Consider the following 14,618-nt stretch of genomic DNA (forward strand, 5'->3'; position numbering starts at 1 on the left):
GCCACTACTTTCAGCCGGTCCGGCCTTGGCGGACGCGGCCGTCCGGAGTGAAGAGAGGGTCCGGGGGCGGCAGCCCCCGGACCCTCTCAGCGACCGTTGAAAGCGTCCTTGAGGCGCGAGAACAGCCCCTGCTGACCCGGCTGGAACGTCCCCATGGGCCGCTCCTCGCCGCGCAGCTTCGCCAGTTCGCGGAGCAGACGCTCCTGCTCCACGTCGAGCTTGGTCGGGGTGGTGACCTCGACGTGGACGATGAGGTCGCCCCGGCCGCCGCCGCGCAGATGTGTGATGCCGCGGGTGTGCAGCGGGATCGACTGGCCGGACTGGGTGCCCGGGCGGATATCGACCTCCTCCATGCCGTCCAGCGTCTCCAAGGGCACCTTCGTGCCCAGGGCCGCCGCCGTCATCGGGAGGGTGACCGTGCAGTGCAGGTCGTCGCCGCGGCGCTGGAACATCGCGTGCGGCAGCTCGTGGATCTCGACGTACAGGTCACCGGCGGGGCCGCCGCCGGGGCCGACCTCGCCCTCGCCCGCGAGCTGGATCCGCGTGCCGTTGTCCACACCGGCCGGGATCTTCACCGTGAGGGTGCGCCGCGAGCGGACGCGGCCGTCGCCGGCGCACTCCGGGCACGGCGTCGGCACGACCGTGCCGAAGCCCTGGCACTGGGGGCAGGGGCGGGATGTCATGACCTGGCCCAGGAAGGACCGGGTCACCTGCGAGACCTCACCGCGACCGCGACACATGTCACAGGTCTGCGCGGAGGTGCCGGGGGCCGCGCCCTCGCCGTTGCAGGTGTTGCAGACGACGGCCGTGTCGACCTGGATGTCCTTCGTCGTGCCGAAGGCCGCCTCGTCGAGCTCGATCTCCAGCCGGATCATCGCGTCCTGGCCCCGGCGGGTGCGCGAGCGCGGTCCGCGCTGCGACGCCGTGCCGAAGAACGCGTCCATGATGTCCGAGAAGTTCCCGAAGCCGCCCGCGCCGAAGCCGCCGGCTCCGCCGCCGCCCGCCTGCGAGAGGGGGTCGCCGCCGAGGTCGTAGACCTGCTTCTTCTGCGGGTCCGAGAGCACCTCGTAAGCGGCGTTGATCTCCTTGAACCGCTCCTGGGTCTTCGGATCCGGATTCACGTCCGGGTGCAGCTCGCGCGCGAGCCTACGGAAGGCCTTCTTGATCTCATCCTGCGACGCGTCGCGACGCACGCCGAGAACGGCGTAGTAGTCCGTGGCCACTTAGGACTCCGCCAGGATCTGTCCGACGTACCGTGCCACTGCGCGTACCGCTCCCATCGTTCCCGGGTAATCCATGCGGGTCGGTCCGACCACGCCCAGCTTGGCGACTGCCTCGCCGCCCGAACCGTAGCCGACCGACACCACCGAAGTGGAGTTGAGCCCCTCGTAGGCGTTCTCGTGACCGATCCGTACGGTCATGCCCGAATCCCCCGCCTCACCAAGCAACTTGAGGAGGACGACCTGCTCCTCAAGAGCTTCCAGGATGGGGCGGATGGTGAGGGGAAAGTCATGTCCGAAGCGGGTGAGATTGGCGGTGCCGCCGATCATCAATCGCTCCTCGGTCTCCTCGACGAGGGTCTCCAGGAGGGTGGAGAGCACCGTCGTGACCGTGCCGCGGTCCTCGGCCTCGAAGGCCTCCGGCAGGTCCTGCACGAGCTGCGGCACGTCCGCGAAGCGGCGGGCCGCGATCCGGCTGTTGAGCCGCGCGCGTAGATCCGCGAGCGAGCTCTCCCCGAAGGGCGCCGGGCAGTCGACCATGCGCTGCTCGACCCGCCCGGTGTCGGTGATCAGCACGAGCATCACGCGCGCGGGGGCCAGCGACAGCAGCTCCACGTGCCGGACGGTCGAGCGGGTCAGCGACGGGTACTGCACGACGGCGACCTGCCGGGTGAGCTGCGCGAGCAGCCGTACCGTACGGCCGACGACGTCGTCGAGGTCGACCGCGCCGTCGAGGAAGTTCTGGATGGCCTTGCGCTCGGGTCCGGTCATCGGCTTGACGCCGGCGAGCTTGTCGACGAAGAGCCGGTAGCCCTTGTCGGTCGGAATCCGTCCGGCGCTGGTGTGCGGCTGGGCGATGTAGCCCTCGTCCTCCAGGGCCGCCATGTCGTTGCGCACGGTCGCCGGGGAGACGCCGAGGCTGTGCCGCTCGGTGAGCGCCTTGGACCCCACCGGCTCCTCGGTGCCGACATAGTCCTGGACGATGGCGCGCAGCACCTGAAGCCTGCGTTCGCTGAGCATCGCGCACACCTCCAGTTCTGGTCGCCGTTTTGGTACCGGGCTGCCCTTTCCTGGCACTCTGTGCGCGCGAGTGCCAGCGTTCCCCGGCCCAGTGTACGGCCGTGAGGTACACCCCGGGCAAGGCCGGTCCTGCGATGTCATGCCCTGAGTGCCGTCACCGTTAGCGTCGCCGTATGACGGTGACTTGGGAAGAGGCGGGGTGGGAGCGGCTGGCCGCCGGGGTGGGGCGGTGCCGGCTGCCTGGCTGGGACTGCACGGTCGGGCTGGTGACCGGCGGGGACTCGGCGCTGCTGATCGACGCGGGGTCGAGCCTGGCGGAGGGCGCGCGGTTGCGTAGGCAGGCGCAGGCGCTCGCCGGGCGCCGGGTGCCGCTTCTCGCGCTCACCCACCCGCATTTCGACCATGTCCTGGGGGCGGCGGCCTTTGCCGGGGCGACGGTTTTCGTGGCCGCGGGCGCGGACGAGGTGTTCGAGAGCGGTGCCGAGGAGCTGCGGGCCGACGCGGTACGCAACGGGCTGGACCCGCGGGCGGCGGAGAACGCGGCGGACATCCTCGTACGCCCCCGCGAACATGTGTGGGGCCCCACACTGCTCGAACTGGACGGCGGCCCGGAGGTCCAGCTGGTCGCGATGCGGGGACACACCGCCCACGATCTCGTGGTCGTGGTGCCGGGCGACCCGCCGGTCGTGTTCTGTGGCGACCTGGTCGAGGAGTCCGGCGAACCCCAGGCGGGCCCCGACGCCGTACCGGGTCTCTGGCCGGCCGCCCTGGACCGTCTCCTCGAACTGGGCGGGGAGGACGCGCTGTACGTGCCCGGTCACGGAGCGGTGGTGGACGCGGGGTTCGTGCGGGCCCAACGGGACGCGTTGGCAACGCGTTTCGGCGTGTCGTGACGGTGGTCGGCCCGGTTCTCCTATCGTCATCCGAATGCGCCAGTACTCCGCCGACCTGACCCCGCCGTGGAAGAAGCCCAAGCCGGCCCCCGAGGTCCCCGCGGAGCCGGGCCTCGTGGTCGAGGAGCCGGGCACCGGTTTCTGCGGCGCGGTAATCCGCTCCGAGGCCGGCACGGTCACCCTGGAGGACCGCTTCGGCAAGCACCGGGTGTTCCCGATGGAACCGCGGGGCTTCCTCCTGGAGGGCAGGGTCGTCACCCTGGTCAGGCCTGTGTCGAGTCCGCTACGGCCCACGCGTACGGCTTCCGGTTCGGTGGCCGTCCCGGGTGCACGCGCGCGCGTGGCCCGCGCCGGGCGGATCTACGTGGAGGGCCGGCACGACGCCGAGCTCGTCGAGCGGGTGTGGGGCGACGACCTGCGCATCGAGGGCGTGGTGGTCGAGTACCTGGAGGGTGTCGACGACCTCCCGTCGATCGTCGCGGAATTCGATCCCGGCCCGGACGCCCGCCTCGGCATCCTCGTCGACCACCTGCTCCCCGGCACCAAGGAGTGGCGCATCGCCCAGTCGGTCACCAGCGAGCACGCGCTCGTCGTGGGTCACCCGTACATCGACATCTGGGAGGCCGTGAAACCGTCCTCCGTGGGCATCGCCGCCTGGCCCCGCGTACCGCACGGGCAGGACTGGAAGACGGGCGTGTGCCGGTCCCTGGGTTGGCCGGAAAACACCGGTGCGGTGTGGCAGGCGATTCTGGCCAAGGTGGGGTCGTACAAGGATCTTGAGCCGGAACTGCTGGGGCGGGTGGAGGAGTTGATCGACTTCGTCACGGCCTGAGACGCGGCAGGGTGGCGAATGCGGTCGTACTCAGGTCGATGCCCACGATCGGCAGCGTTACAAGGTCACCGAACTTGCGCGTCCGCTCCGACTGATAGTCCGCCGACAAGCCGGTCCCGATCGGCTCCGTCAGCACCACACACCTGGCCTCGAACGGGTCGATGATCAGGTAGACGGGAACGCCTCCTGCCGCGTAGATCGACCGCTTCTCCACGTAGTCCCGGTGGGCGCTGGTCTTCGATACGACCTCGACGAGCATCGTCACGGCGGGAGCGGGTACGAGTCGTCCCGGGCCGTCGTCCGCGCCGATCTCCATGACTACGAGATCCGGCTGGGGTTCGCTGTTCTCGCCAGGAAATGCCACATCCTGCGTCTGGAGGCGCTCCCACCGACTGGAGGGAATCTGGTCCTGCACGGACTGCACGATGCGGTTGTGGACCTTGTCCGGCCCCGCCATCATCACGATGTCCCCCCGGATGAGTTCAGCCTTGAAGCCCTCGGGAACCTCAAGATTCTCGAACGCCTCACGCACTCGGCGATCATCCACAGCAGTCATCTCCGTGGCCCTCCGCATCCGCCGCGTTCTGTCGACGGCAGCCTAGGAAACAGACTAAGGACCGAACCGGCGTTCTGCTTGGATTCACCCGCCCGAGTGATCAATCCACCAGGTCCCGCACCACCGCGTCCGCCAGCAACCGCCCCCGCAACGTGAGCACGGCACTCCCCTCCTCGTACGGCCCCGCCTCCAGCAGCCCGTCCCCCAGCGCCCGGCGCGAAGCCGCGAGCCCTTCCGGTCGGAGCAGGTCCAGGGGGGCGCCCTCCCGGAGGCGTAGCTCCAGCAGGATGCGTTCCACCCTGCGGTCCTCCGCCGAGAGGATCTCCCGCCCCGCGCCCGGTGACCGGCCGGAGGCCAGCGCCCCCGCGTACGCCCCCGGATGCTTCACGTTCCACCACCGCACGCCGCCCACGTGCGAGTGCGCTCCGGGGCCCGCGCCCCACCAGTCGGCGCCGCGCCAGTACAGCTCGTTGTGGAGACAACGGCCGGAATTCGACGTCGCCCAGTTGGACACCTCGTACCAGTCGAAGCCCGCCGCCGACATCACCTCGTCGCCGATCAGATAGCGGTCGGCGTGGACGTCGTCGTCCGTCATGGGGACCTCGCCGCGGCGGATGCGGCGGGCGAGCTGGGTGCCCTCCTCAACGATCAGGGCGTAGGCGCTGATGTGGTCGGGGCCGGCGCCGAGGGCGGAGTCGAGGGACGCTCGCCAGTCGTCGTCGCTCTCGCCGGGAGTGCCGTAGATCAGGTCGAGGTTGACGTGGTCGAAGCCGGCCGCGCGGGCCTCGGCGACGCAGGCCTCGGGGCGGCCGGGGGTGTGGGTGCGGTCCAGCACCTTCAGTACGTGCTGTTTCGCGCTCTGCATGCCGAAGGAGACGCGGTTGAAGCCGCCGTCGCGGAGGGCCGCGAGGTAGGCGGGGTCCACCGACTCCGGGTTCGCCTCCGTCGTGATCTCCGCGTCCGGTGCCAGGCCGAACTCGTCCCGGACCGCGCCCAGCATCCGTACGAGATCGCCCGCCGCGAGCAGCGTGGGGGTGCCGCCGCCGACGAAGACCGTGCGGACCGGGCGGGGGTCGTCGCCGAGGACCTTGCGGGCCAGGCGGACCTCGTCGATCAGGGTGTCCGCGTAGTTGTCGCGGGAGGCCAGCACTCCGCCCGTGCCGCGCAGCTCGGTCGCCGTGTAGGTGTTGAAGTCGCAGTAGCCGCAGCGGGTCGCGCAGTACGGGACGTGCAGATAGAACCCGAGGGGGCGGTCGGCGGTCCCGGCGAGCGCCTGTGCGGGCAGTGAGCCGTCTTCGGGGACGGGATCGCCGTCGGGGAGTGCGGAAGGCATGCCTTCCATTGTCCAGCACCGGCGAGGGCTACTCGGCCTGGAGCACCAGCAGCGCCATGTCGTCCTCCGGCGGACGGCCGCCGAACTCGTGGACGAGGCGTTTGATCCGCTCCGCGATCAGCTCGGCGCTCAGCCCCGCGCACCCGGCGAGCGCGGTCGCGAGCCCGTCGCCGTCGTCGAACTGGACCGACCCGGAGCGCCGCTCGGTCACCCCGTCGGTGACGCACAACAGGCTGTCGCCGGGCCGCAGTTCGAAGGTCTCGCTGGTGTACGTGACGTCCTCGATGACCCCGAGGATGGTCTGCGGGCGGGCTGCCGTGCCGACGCTGCCGTCCGGGCCGAGGAGCAGCGGCAGCGGGTGTCCGGCGGAGGCGAGGGTGCAGCGGACGCCGCCGTCGAAGGGGACCAGCTCGCCGTAGAGGAGGGAGAGGAAGCGGGGGCCGTCGCCGACCGGGCCCGGCATGCCGCCCGCCGCCACCATCGCGTGGGCGGCCGCGTCGGCGGCCTCGGTGGCGTCGTCGAGGAGGAGCTGGTTGAGGCGGTCGAGGACGTCGGCCACGCCGTAGCCCTCGCGGGCGAGGAGCCGTAGCCAGGGGCGCGCGAGTCCGATGACCACGGCGGCCTCGGGGCCCTTGCCCTGGACGTCGCCGAGGGCGAAGCACCAGCGGCCGTCGCCGGCCGGGAAGAGGTCGTAGAAGTCGCCGCTGGGGCCGCCCTTGTCGCACGGTTCGTAGACGAGGGCGCTGTGCACGCCGGGGATCTCGGCGACCGCGCCGGGCAGCAGGCCGCGCTGGAGGACGCGGCTGATGGTGGCCTGGCGGGCGTACTGGCGGGCCGCGCCGATGGCGAGCGCGACGCGGCGGCTGAGGTCCTCGACCAGGCCGGTGACCTCGTCGGGGAAGCGGGGCAGCCCGGACCGTCCGATGACGAGTGTGCCGAGCGGACGGCCGCCCGCGATGAGGCGGTACGCCAGTGCCGCGCCGTGCGTGCCGTGCGGGCCCAGCGCGTCGGCGGGCCAGGGGTAGGACACGGGCCGCAGGGTGTCCGGCGGACGGGGCGGGTCCTTCTCCAGGGCGCCGCGCAGCTCCTCGATGCGGTTCTCGCTGCCGTGCCAGACCCGGGCGAGGCGCGGCCCCGCGCTGGTGCCCTCGCCCCAGCCGCCGCCGCGGCCCATCGCCTCGTCCTCCAGCCATACGGCGCACCAGTCGGCCAGCCTCGGCACGATCAGCTGTCCGGCGAGCGCGGCGACGAGGTCCTCGTCGAGCTGTCCCGCGAGGAGGTCGGAGGCCTCGGCGAGGAAGGAGAGGGCGCCGCGGCCGAGCCAGTTCCGGTCGTGTTCGGCGCGATGGGGGTCCCCCCGCCTGAGCGTGTTCGGGGGTGGGGGCGGTTCGGGGGCGAGGATCTCGGCGACGCGGAGGCCGCGTTCACCCGTGTAGGTCTCCAACTCCTCGGCTGCTGCGGTGCCTTCGGCGGGCAGGCGGGCCCATACCGTCTTGACGCCGGTGCGGTAGGTGACGCCCCAGGCCTCGGCGAGCGTGGAGACGAGGCGCAGGCCGCGGCCGAACTCCGGTGTCTCGTACGCCGTTTCGGCGCTGTTGTCGCGCGGGGCGCGGGAGGGGTGGTGGTCGGCGACCTCGACGACGATCGAGTCGGAGTCCTCCAGCCGGCACACCAACTCGACGTCCGTGCCCGCGTGGACGACGGCGTTGGTGACGAGTTCGCTGACGACGACCATCGCGTCGTCGGCCAGCCGGTCGGTGAGCTTCTCGGTGCCGGGCAGGCCGAGTTCGGCCCACTCACGGAGCGCGGCGCGCACCAGGCCGCGGGCGGAACCGGGCGCGAGGGGGCTGCCGGAGAGCGTGGCGCGCACCGTCGTACGCCGGTCCGCGCCGTGGTGCGCGGGCGCATCGGGAGCACGCGAAGTGGTCTCCCGTTGCGTCGGTATGGCCCCCATGCGCAGCTCCCCGAGCAGTTCGGACGAATACGCCTCGATCGATGCGGACAGAGTGACAGACTGACCGCGGCCATAAGCGCCGAGTTACCGAAGTGGGCCGCCATGAGTGAGAACAGTGCTACGCGTGTGCTCGAAGACGGTCACAAAGACGACTGGATTCGAGCATCCGATCTCCGTCCGCTGCTCGCCGTGATGACGGCCGCCCGCGACGGGGATTTCACGAAGGCGCCGGAGACGGGCCATGGCATGGTGGCCGAACTGACCGCCGCCTTCAACCAGATCATGGACCGCAGCACCCACTTCAACTCCGAGACGCAGCGCGTCAAACGGGAGCTGATCCGCCACGGCCGCCTCGACGAACGCCTCTCGGCCAGCCCCGGCCAGGGCGGCTGGACCTCCCGCGTCAACGACGTCAACCAGCTCCTCGACGCCCTGGTCGCCCCTGCCGCGAACGCGACCCGGGTCCTGGACGCGGTGGCGGGCGGCGACCTGACCCAGCGGGTCGATCTGCACGACGGCAGCAGGCAGTTGCGCGGTGACCTACGACGGCTCGGCCGCGCGGTGAACAAGATGGTCGACCAGCTCTCCCTGTTCACCGGGGAGGTGACCCGGGTCGCCCGCGAGGTCGGCACCGAGGGCAGGCTCGGCGGCCGCGCCAAGGTGACCGGCCTGTCCGGCAGTTGGCGTGATGTGACCGAGGCGGTCAACACGATGGCGTCCCGGCTGACCGCACAGGTGCGGGACATCGCCCTGGTGACGACGGCGGTGGCGCGCGGCGACCTGACCCGTACGGTCACGGTCGAGGCGACCGGCGAGCTGCTCGAACTGAAGCTCACCGTGAACACGATGGTCGACCAGCTCTCCGCCTTCGCGGACGAGGTGACGCGCGTCGCCCGAGAGGTGGGCACCGAGGGCCAGTTGGGCGGTCGCGCGCAGGTGCGGGGCGTGTCCGGGGTCTGGAAGGACCTCACGGACAACGTCAACTTCATGGCGTCGAACCTGACTTCACAGGTCCGCAACATCGCCCAGGTCACCACCGCCGTCGCCAACGGTGACCTCTCGCAGAAGATCACCGTCGACGCTCAGGGCGAGATCCTCGAACTGAAGTCGACCATCAACACGATGGTCGACCAGCTCTCCGCCTTCGCCGACGAGGTCACACGCGTGGCCCGCGAGGTCGGCACCGAGGGCAACCTCGGCGGACGCGCCCAGGTGCGGGGTGTCTCAGGGGTCTGGAAGGACCTGACCGACAACGTCAACTTCATGGCGGACAACCTGACTTCACAGGTCAGGAACATCGCGCTGGTGTCCACCGCCGTCGCGCAGGGCGACCTCGGCAAGAAGATCACGGTGGAGGCCAAGGGCGAGATCCTGGAGCTGAAGTCCACGATCAACACGATGGTCGACCAGCTCTCCGCCTTCGCGGACGAAGTGACGCGCGTGGCCCGCGAGGTCGGCACGGAAGGGAACCTCGGCGGTCAGGCGCAGGTGCGGGGCGTCAGCGGGGTCTGGAAGGACCTCACGGACAACGTCAACTTCATGGCCCTGAACCTGACTTCGCAGGTACGGAACATCGCGCAGGTCACCACCGCCGTGGCCAACGGCGACCTGTCGAAGAAGATCACCGTCGACGCGCGCGGCGAGATCCTCGAACTCAAGGACACCGTCAACACGATGGTGGAGCAGCTGCGGGCCTTCGCCGACGAGGTGACCCGGGTGGCCCGCGAGGTCGGCACCGACGGCCGACTCGGCGGCCGGGCCCAGGTGTTGGGCGTCTCGGGTGTCTGGCGCGACCTGACCGACAACGTCAACTACATGGCCGACAACCTGACTTCACAGGTCAGGAACATCGCCCAGGTCGCGACCGCGGTGGCGCAGGGCGACCTGTCGAAGAAGATCGACGTGGACGCGCGCGGCGAGATCCTGGAGCTGAAGACCACCATCAACACGATGGTCGACACCCTCTCCTCCTTCTCCTCCGAGGTCACCCGGGTGGCCCGCGAGGTCGGCTCCGAAGGCCAACTCGGCGGCCAGGCACGGGTGGAGGGCGTCTACGGCACCTGGAAGCGCCTGACGACCAACGTGAACGAACTCGCGCTCAACCTCACCACGCAGGTCCGCGCGATCGCCGAGGTGGCCTCGGCGGTGGCCCAGGGCGACATGTCCCGCTCGATCACGGTGGAGACCCAGGGCGAGGTCACCGAGCTCAAGGACAACATCAACCTGATGGTGGCCAACCTCCGCGAGACGACCCGCGCGAAGGACTGGCTGGAGTCCAACCTGGCCCGCCTCGCCGCCCTGATGCAGGGGCACCGGGACCTGATGGAGGTCGCCGACCTGATCCTGCGCGAGCTGACGCCGCTGGTGAACGCGCAGTACGGGGCGTTCTTCCTGGCCGATCCCGACGAGGACAGTCTGCGAACGGCCATCCCCGCCAAGGGACTTGCGTTCATCGCCGGGTACGGGTCGGCGCAGGCCGCGACCGTGGACACGGGCGCCATGCCGGTGCACGGACTGGTGCGGCAGGCGGCGCGGGAGAAGAAGCGGATCCTGGTGGAGGAGGCCCCGCCGGACTACATCAAGATCAACAGCGGGCTCGGGGAGGCCGCCCCGGCGAGCGTGGTCATCATCCCGATCATCTTCGAGGACAAACTCCTCGGCGTGATCGAACTGGCCTCCTTCTCCCGCTTCTCCGACGTCCACCTCGCCTTCTTCGACCAGTTCGTGAACACCATCGGCGTCGCGATCAACACCATCATCGCCAACTCCCGCACGGAGTCCCTGCTCGGCCAGTCCCAGCGGCTGGCCACGCAGCTGCAGGAGCGCTCGGACGAACTCCAGAAGCAGCAGGCCGAGTTGCAGCGGTCCAACGCCGAACTGGAGGAGAAGGCGGCCCTGTTGGCGACCTCCTCGCAGTACAAGTCGGAGTTCCTGGCCAACATGTCGCACGAACTCCGCACGCCGCTCAACTCGTTGCTCATCCTCGCCCGGCTGCTCTCCGACAACCCGGACGGCCGGCTCTCCGAGCAGGAAGTGCAGTTCGCGACCACGATCCACCGCTCCGGCTCGGACCTCCTCCAGCTCATCAACGACATCCTCGACCTGTCGAAGATCGAGGCCGGCCGCATGGACGTACGCCCGAAGCGGCTCCCGCTCATCAAGCTCCTCGACTACGTCCACGCCACGTTCCGCCCGCTCACCCTGGACCGGGGGCTCTCCTTCGAGGTGTCGGTCGGCGAGGACGTACCGCGTGAACTCTGGTCCGACGAACAGCGGCTCCAGCAGATCCTGCGCAACCTGCTGTCCAACGCCATCAAGTTCACCGCCACCGGCCGCGTCGAACTCCGCGTCAACCGGGTCAAGGACCCCGAGCACCGCTACTCCGACGACAGCGACGAGGTCATCGTCTTCGCCGTCTCCGACACCGGGATCGGCATCGCTCCGGAGAAACTCCCGGTGATCTTCGAGGCGTTCCAGCAGGCCGACGGCACGACCAACCGCAAGTACGGCGGCACGGGGCTGGGGCTGTCCATCAGCCGTGAGATCGCGGGCCTGTTGGGCGGCCGTATCGTCGCCGAGAGCGAGCCGGGGCGAGGATCCACCTTCACTCTCTACGTCCCCGTCGTCAGCCCCGGACATGCGGCGGGCGGCGCGCCGCTCACCGAGGACCGCGAACTGCCGCTGCTGCCCGAGCAGTTGTCCAGCGAACCGTTCACCTCCACCGAGGTGGACGACTCGTGGCCGACCCCCACCAAGCTGGAGGCGTGGAAGGCCGGGCGGGCAGGCCAAGTGCTGCCCGGGCGGCGGGTGTTGATCGTGGACGACGACATCCGCAACGTCTTCGCACTCACCCATGTGCTGGGGCGGGTCGGCATGCCGGTGCTCTACGCGGAGAACGGCCGCGAGGGCATCGAGACGCTGGAGCGCAATCCCGACGTCGAACTCGTGCTGATGGACATCATGATGCCGGAGATGGACGGGTACGAGACCATCGCCGCCATCCGCCGCGCCCCACGCTGGACCGGGCTGCCCATCGTCGCGCTCACCGCGAAGGCGATGCCGGGCGACCGGGAGAAGTCCATCGGGCGGGGCGCCAACGACTACGTACCGAAGCCGGTGGACGTCGATCAGCTGCTGACCGTCGTCTGCGCGCTGCTGGATCCCGAGGCCGCGTCCGAGGACATCACGGTGACGGATCCGGGTACTTCAGGGGAGACGGCGGCACCGCCGACGACTGAGTGAGGCACAGTCATCATGAGCGCTGAGGCAACGACCGACGAGAGTGCCGGCATCCTCCTGGTCGACGACATGGAGGACAACCTGGTCGCGCTGGAGGCCGTCCTGGGGTCCCTCAACGAGCCGCTGGTACGGGCTCGTTCGGGCGAGGAGGCGATGAAGGCGCTGCTGCGGCAGCGGTTCGCGGTGGTTCTGCTGGACATCCGGATGCCGGGCATGGACGGGTTCGAGACCGCGGCCAACATCAAACGGCTCGACCAGACCAAGGACGTCCCGATCATCTTCCTGACCGGCACGGACGCGGATGCGGGGTATGCGTTCCGTGGGTACGCCACGGGTGCCGCCGACTACTTGACCAAGCCGTTCGATCCCTGGGTGCTGCGGGCCAAGGTGAGCGTGTTTCTCGAACTGCACCGTAAGAACCAGCTGTTGGAGCGGATGCTGGCGCGGGAGCAGGGGCAGTTCGATGAACTGGCGTTGCGGCTCAAGGAAGTTGAGGAGCGGATGGCGGCCAGCACGGTTGATGAGGTGGGGGAACTTCGGGTTCAGGTGCGGGAGATGGGGCTGCTGGTGCGGGAGTTGCGGCGGCGCTCGACCAGGTAGGTGCGTTGTTGTGTGCGCGTTCGGTGGGGGCTGGGCGCGCAGTTCCCCGCGCCCCTAGGGAGTTGGGCCCGGCCCCCGCCGAACAGTCACGCTTCGCGTGAGCCCGCGTACATCTCGTCGATCAGGTGCTTGTACTCGCGTTCCACCACCGGGCGCTTGAGCTTGAGGCTCGGGGTGATCTCGCCGTGTTCCACGTCGAGGTCGCGCGGGAGGAGGCGGAACTTCTTGATGGTCTGCCAGCGCTGGAGGCCCTCGTTGAGTTCCTTGACGTAGGCCTCGATCATGGCGACCGTCGCGGGGGCGGCGACGACCTCGGCGTAGGACTTGCCCGCGAGGTCGTTGTCCTTGGCCCACTCCAGGATGGACGGTTCGTCGAGGGAGATGAGGGCGGTGCAGAAGTTCCGGTCGGCGCCGTGCACCAGGATGTTGGAGACATACGGGCAGACGGCCTTGAACTGGCCCTCGACCTCGGCCGGCGCGATGTACTTGCCGCCGGAGGTCTTGATCAGGTCCTTCTTGCGGTCCGTGATGCGGAGGTAGCCGTCGGGGGACAGCTCACCGATGTCGCCGGTGTGGAACCAGCCGTCGGACTCCAGGACTTCGGCGGTCTTCTCGGGCAGGCCGTGGTAGCCCTCCATGATGCCGGGGCCGCGCAGCAGGATCTCGCCGTCGTCCGCGATGCGCACCTCCGTGCCGGGCAGCGGCTTGCCGACCGTGCCGGTGCGGTAGGCCTCGCCGGGGTTCACGAAGGAGGCGGCGGAGGACTCGGTCAGGCCGTAGCCCTCAAGGATGTGGATGCCGGCGCCGGCGAAGAAGTAGCCGATGTCGGGCGCGAGCGCGGCCGATCCGGAGACGCACGCGCGCAGCTTGCCGCCGAAGGCCTCGCGGATCTTCGCGTAGACCAGCGCGTCGGCGACCTTGTGCTTGGCGGCGAGACCGAAGGGCGCGGTGGCCACGCCGGTGCGGCGGAAGTTGTCCTGGGTGACCTTCGCGTACTCGCGGGCGACCTCGGCGGCCCACTGGAAGATCTTGTACTTGGCCGGGCCGCCGGCCCGCGCCTTGGCCGCGACGCCGTTGTAGACCTTCTCGAAGATGCGCGGGACGGCCGCCATGTACGTCGGCTGCACGACCGGCAGATTCTCGATGATCTTGTCGACGCGGCCGTCGACGGCGGTGACGTGCCCGATCTCGATGTGCCCCGACGTGAGCACCTTGCCGAAGACGTGCGCGAGCGGCAGCCAGAGGTACTGCACGTCGTCGGGGCCGAGCAGCCCGGTCGCGGCGATGGCCTTCGCCAGGTAGGACCAGTTGTCGTGCGGGAGACGGACGCCCTTGGGGCGGCCTGTCGTACCCGAGGTGTAGATGATCGTCGCGAGCTGGTCCTTGGTGATGGCCCCGACCCGCTCCTTGATCAGGTCCGGGTTCTTCTCCAGGTACGCGGCGCCCCGCTGCTCCAGCTCCGCGAGGGTGAGCACCCAGTCGCCGGTCTCGACGCCGGTCGGGTCGATGACCACGACGTGCGTCAGCTCGGGCAGTTCGGCGCGCTTCTCCCGTGCCTTGGCGAGCTGTGCGGCGTCCTCCGCGATGAGGACCTTGCTGCCGGAGTCGGCGAGGATGAACGTCGACTCGTCGGCGTTGGTCTGCGGGTACACGGTGGTCGTGGCGGCGCCGGCGCACAGGATGCCCAGGTCGGCGAGGATCCACTCGACGCGGGTGGCGGAGGCGAGTGCGACGCGCTCCTCGGGCTGTACGCCCAGTTCGATCAGTCCGGCCGCGATCGCGAAGACCTGCTCGGCGGCCTGCGCCCAGGTCAGCGACTTCCAGTCGTCGGGGCCCTCACCGGAGGCCGCCGGCACCGGGTAGCGGTAGGCCTCGGCGTCCGGCGTGGCCGCCACGCGCTCCAGGAAGAGGCCCGCCACGGACGGCGGACGGTTCTCGATCAGGGTCTGTGTGTCGCTCACGACATCCTCC

At 69.9% G+C, this 14,618-nt stretch carries 10 protein-coding genes; 4 read left to right on the plus strand and 6 right to left on the minus strand.

Annotation, left to right across the window (positions count from 1 at the left end):
- Positions 1-86: 86 nt before the first annotated feature.
- Together dnaJ and hrcA are read right to left on the minus strand one after the other, a co-directional pair.
- Positions 87-1,223 carry a molecular chaperone DnaJ gene (gene dnaJ / locus ACGFY9_RS18915; protein WP_362970311.1) on the minus strand — a complete coding sequence of 379 codons (1,137 nt, stop codon included), beginning with the start codon at positions 1,221-1,223 and terminating at the stop codon, positions 87-89.
- Positions 1,224-2,240, minus strand: coding sequence for a heat-inducible transcriptional repressor HrcA (gene hrcA, locus ACGFY9_RS18920; protein ID WP_393755455.1), 1,017 nt, complete (start codon positions 2,238-2,240; stop codon positions 1,224-1,226).
- Positions 2,241-2,413: 173 nt separating this feature from the next.
- Between hrcA and ACGFY9_RS18925 the strand changes: the two genes are divergently transcribed.
- Together ACGFY9_RS18925 and ACGFY9_RS18930 are read left to right on the plus strand one after the other, a co-directional pair.
- Positions 2,414-3,133, plus strand: coding sequence for an MBL fold metallo-hydrolase (locus tag ACGFY9_RS18925; RefSeq protein WP_393755457.1), 720 nt, complete (start codon positions 2,414-2,416; stop codon positions 3,131-3,133).
- Between the two features lie 34 nt (positions 3,134-3,167).
- On the plus strand, positions 3,168-3,965 hold the full coding sequence (locus ACGFY9_RS18930) for a DUF3097 domain-containing protein (RefSeq protein ID WP_393755459.1): 798 nt from the start codon (positions 3,168-3,170) through the stop codon (positions 3,963-3,965).
- On the opposite strand, the gene ACGFY9_RS18935 is transcribed toward ACGFY9_RS18930, so the two are convergent.
- The 3 genes from ACGFY9_RS18935 to ACGFY9_RS18945 form a co-directional block, all read right to left on the minus strand.
- Positions 3,955-4,521, minus strand: coding sequence for a Uma2 family endonuclease (locus ACGFY9_RS18935; protein ID WP_393755461.1), 567 nt, complete (start codon positions 4,519-4,521; stop codon positions 3,955-3,957). The two genes, ACGFY9_RS18930 and ACGFY9_RS18935, sit on opposite strands and share 11 nt — an antisense overlap.
- 100 nt (positions 4,522-4,621) lie before the next feature.
- Complete coding sequence (hemW, locus tag ACGFY9_RS18940) at positions 4,622-5,854, minus strand: radical SAM family heme chaperone HemW (protein WP_393755463.1); 1,233 nt, start codon at positions 5,852-5,854, stop codon at positions 4,622-4,624.
- Positions 5,855-5,882: 28 nt separating this feature from the next.
- A complete protein-coding gene (locus tag ACGFY9_RS18945; RefSeq protein ID WP_393755465.1) occupies positions 5,883-7,808 on the minus strand; it encodes a SpoIIE family protein phosphatase in 1,926 nt (641 codons plus the stop codon).
- Between the two features lie 102 nt (positions 7,809-7,910).
- Between ACGFY9_RS18945 and ACGFY9_RS18950 the strand changes: the two genes are divergently transcribed.
- Positions 7,911-12,050, plus strand: a complete 4,140-nt coding sequence (locus ACGFY9_RS18950; protein ID WP_393755467.1) for a HAMP domain-containing protein — start codon at positions 7,911-7,913, stop codon at positions 12,048-12,050.
- Between the two features lie 12 nt (positions 12,051-12,062).
- Entirely contained in the window at positions 12,063-12,647 is a 585-nt protein-coding gene (locus tag ACGFY9_RS18955) for a two-component system response regulator (RefSeq protein ID WP_393755468.1), read from the plus strand.
- A gap of 86 nt (positions 12,648-12,733) precedes the next feature.
- Here ACGFY9_RS18955 and ACGFY9_RS18960 read toward each other — a convergent pair whose 3' ends face one another.
- Positions 12,734-14,608 (minus strand): AMP-dependent synthetase/ligase, encoded by a 1,875-nt coding sequence (locus ACGFY9_RS18960; protein WP_393755470.1) that lies wholly within the window; start codon positions 14,606-14,608, stop codon positions 12,734-12,736.
- Positions 14,609-14,618: the final 10 nt, after the last annotated feature.

Source organism: Streptomyces sp. NPDC048504 (genome assembly GCF_043200035.1).
In the GTDB taxonomy this organism is placed as follows: Bacteria; Actinomycetota; Actinomycetes; order Streptomycetales; family Streptomycetaceae; genus Streptomyces.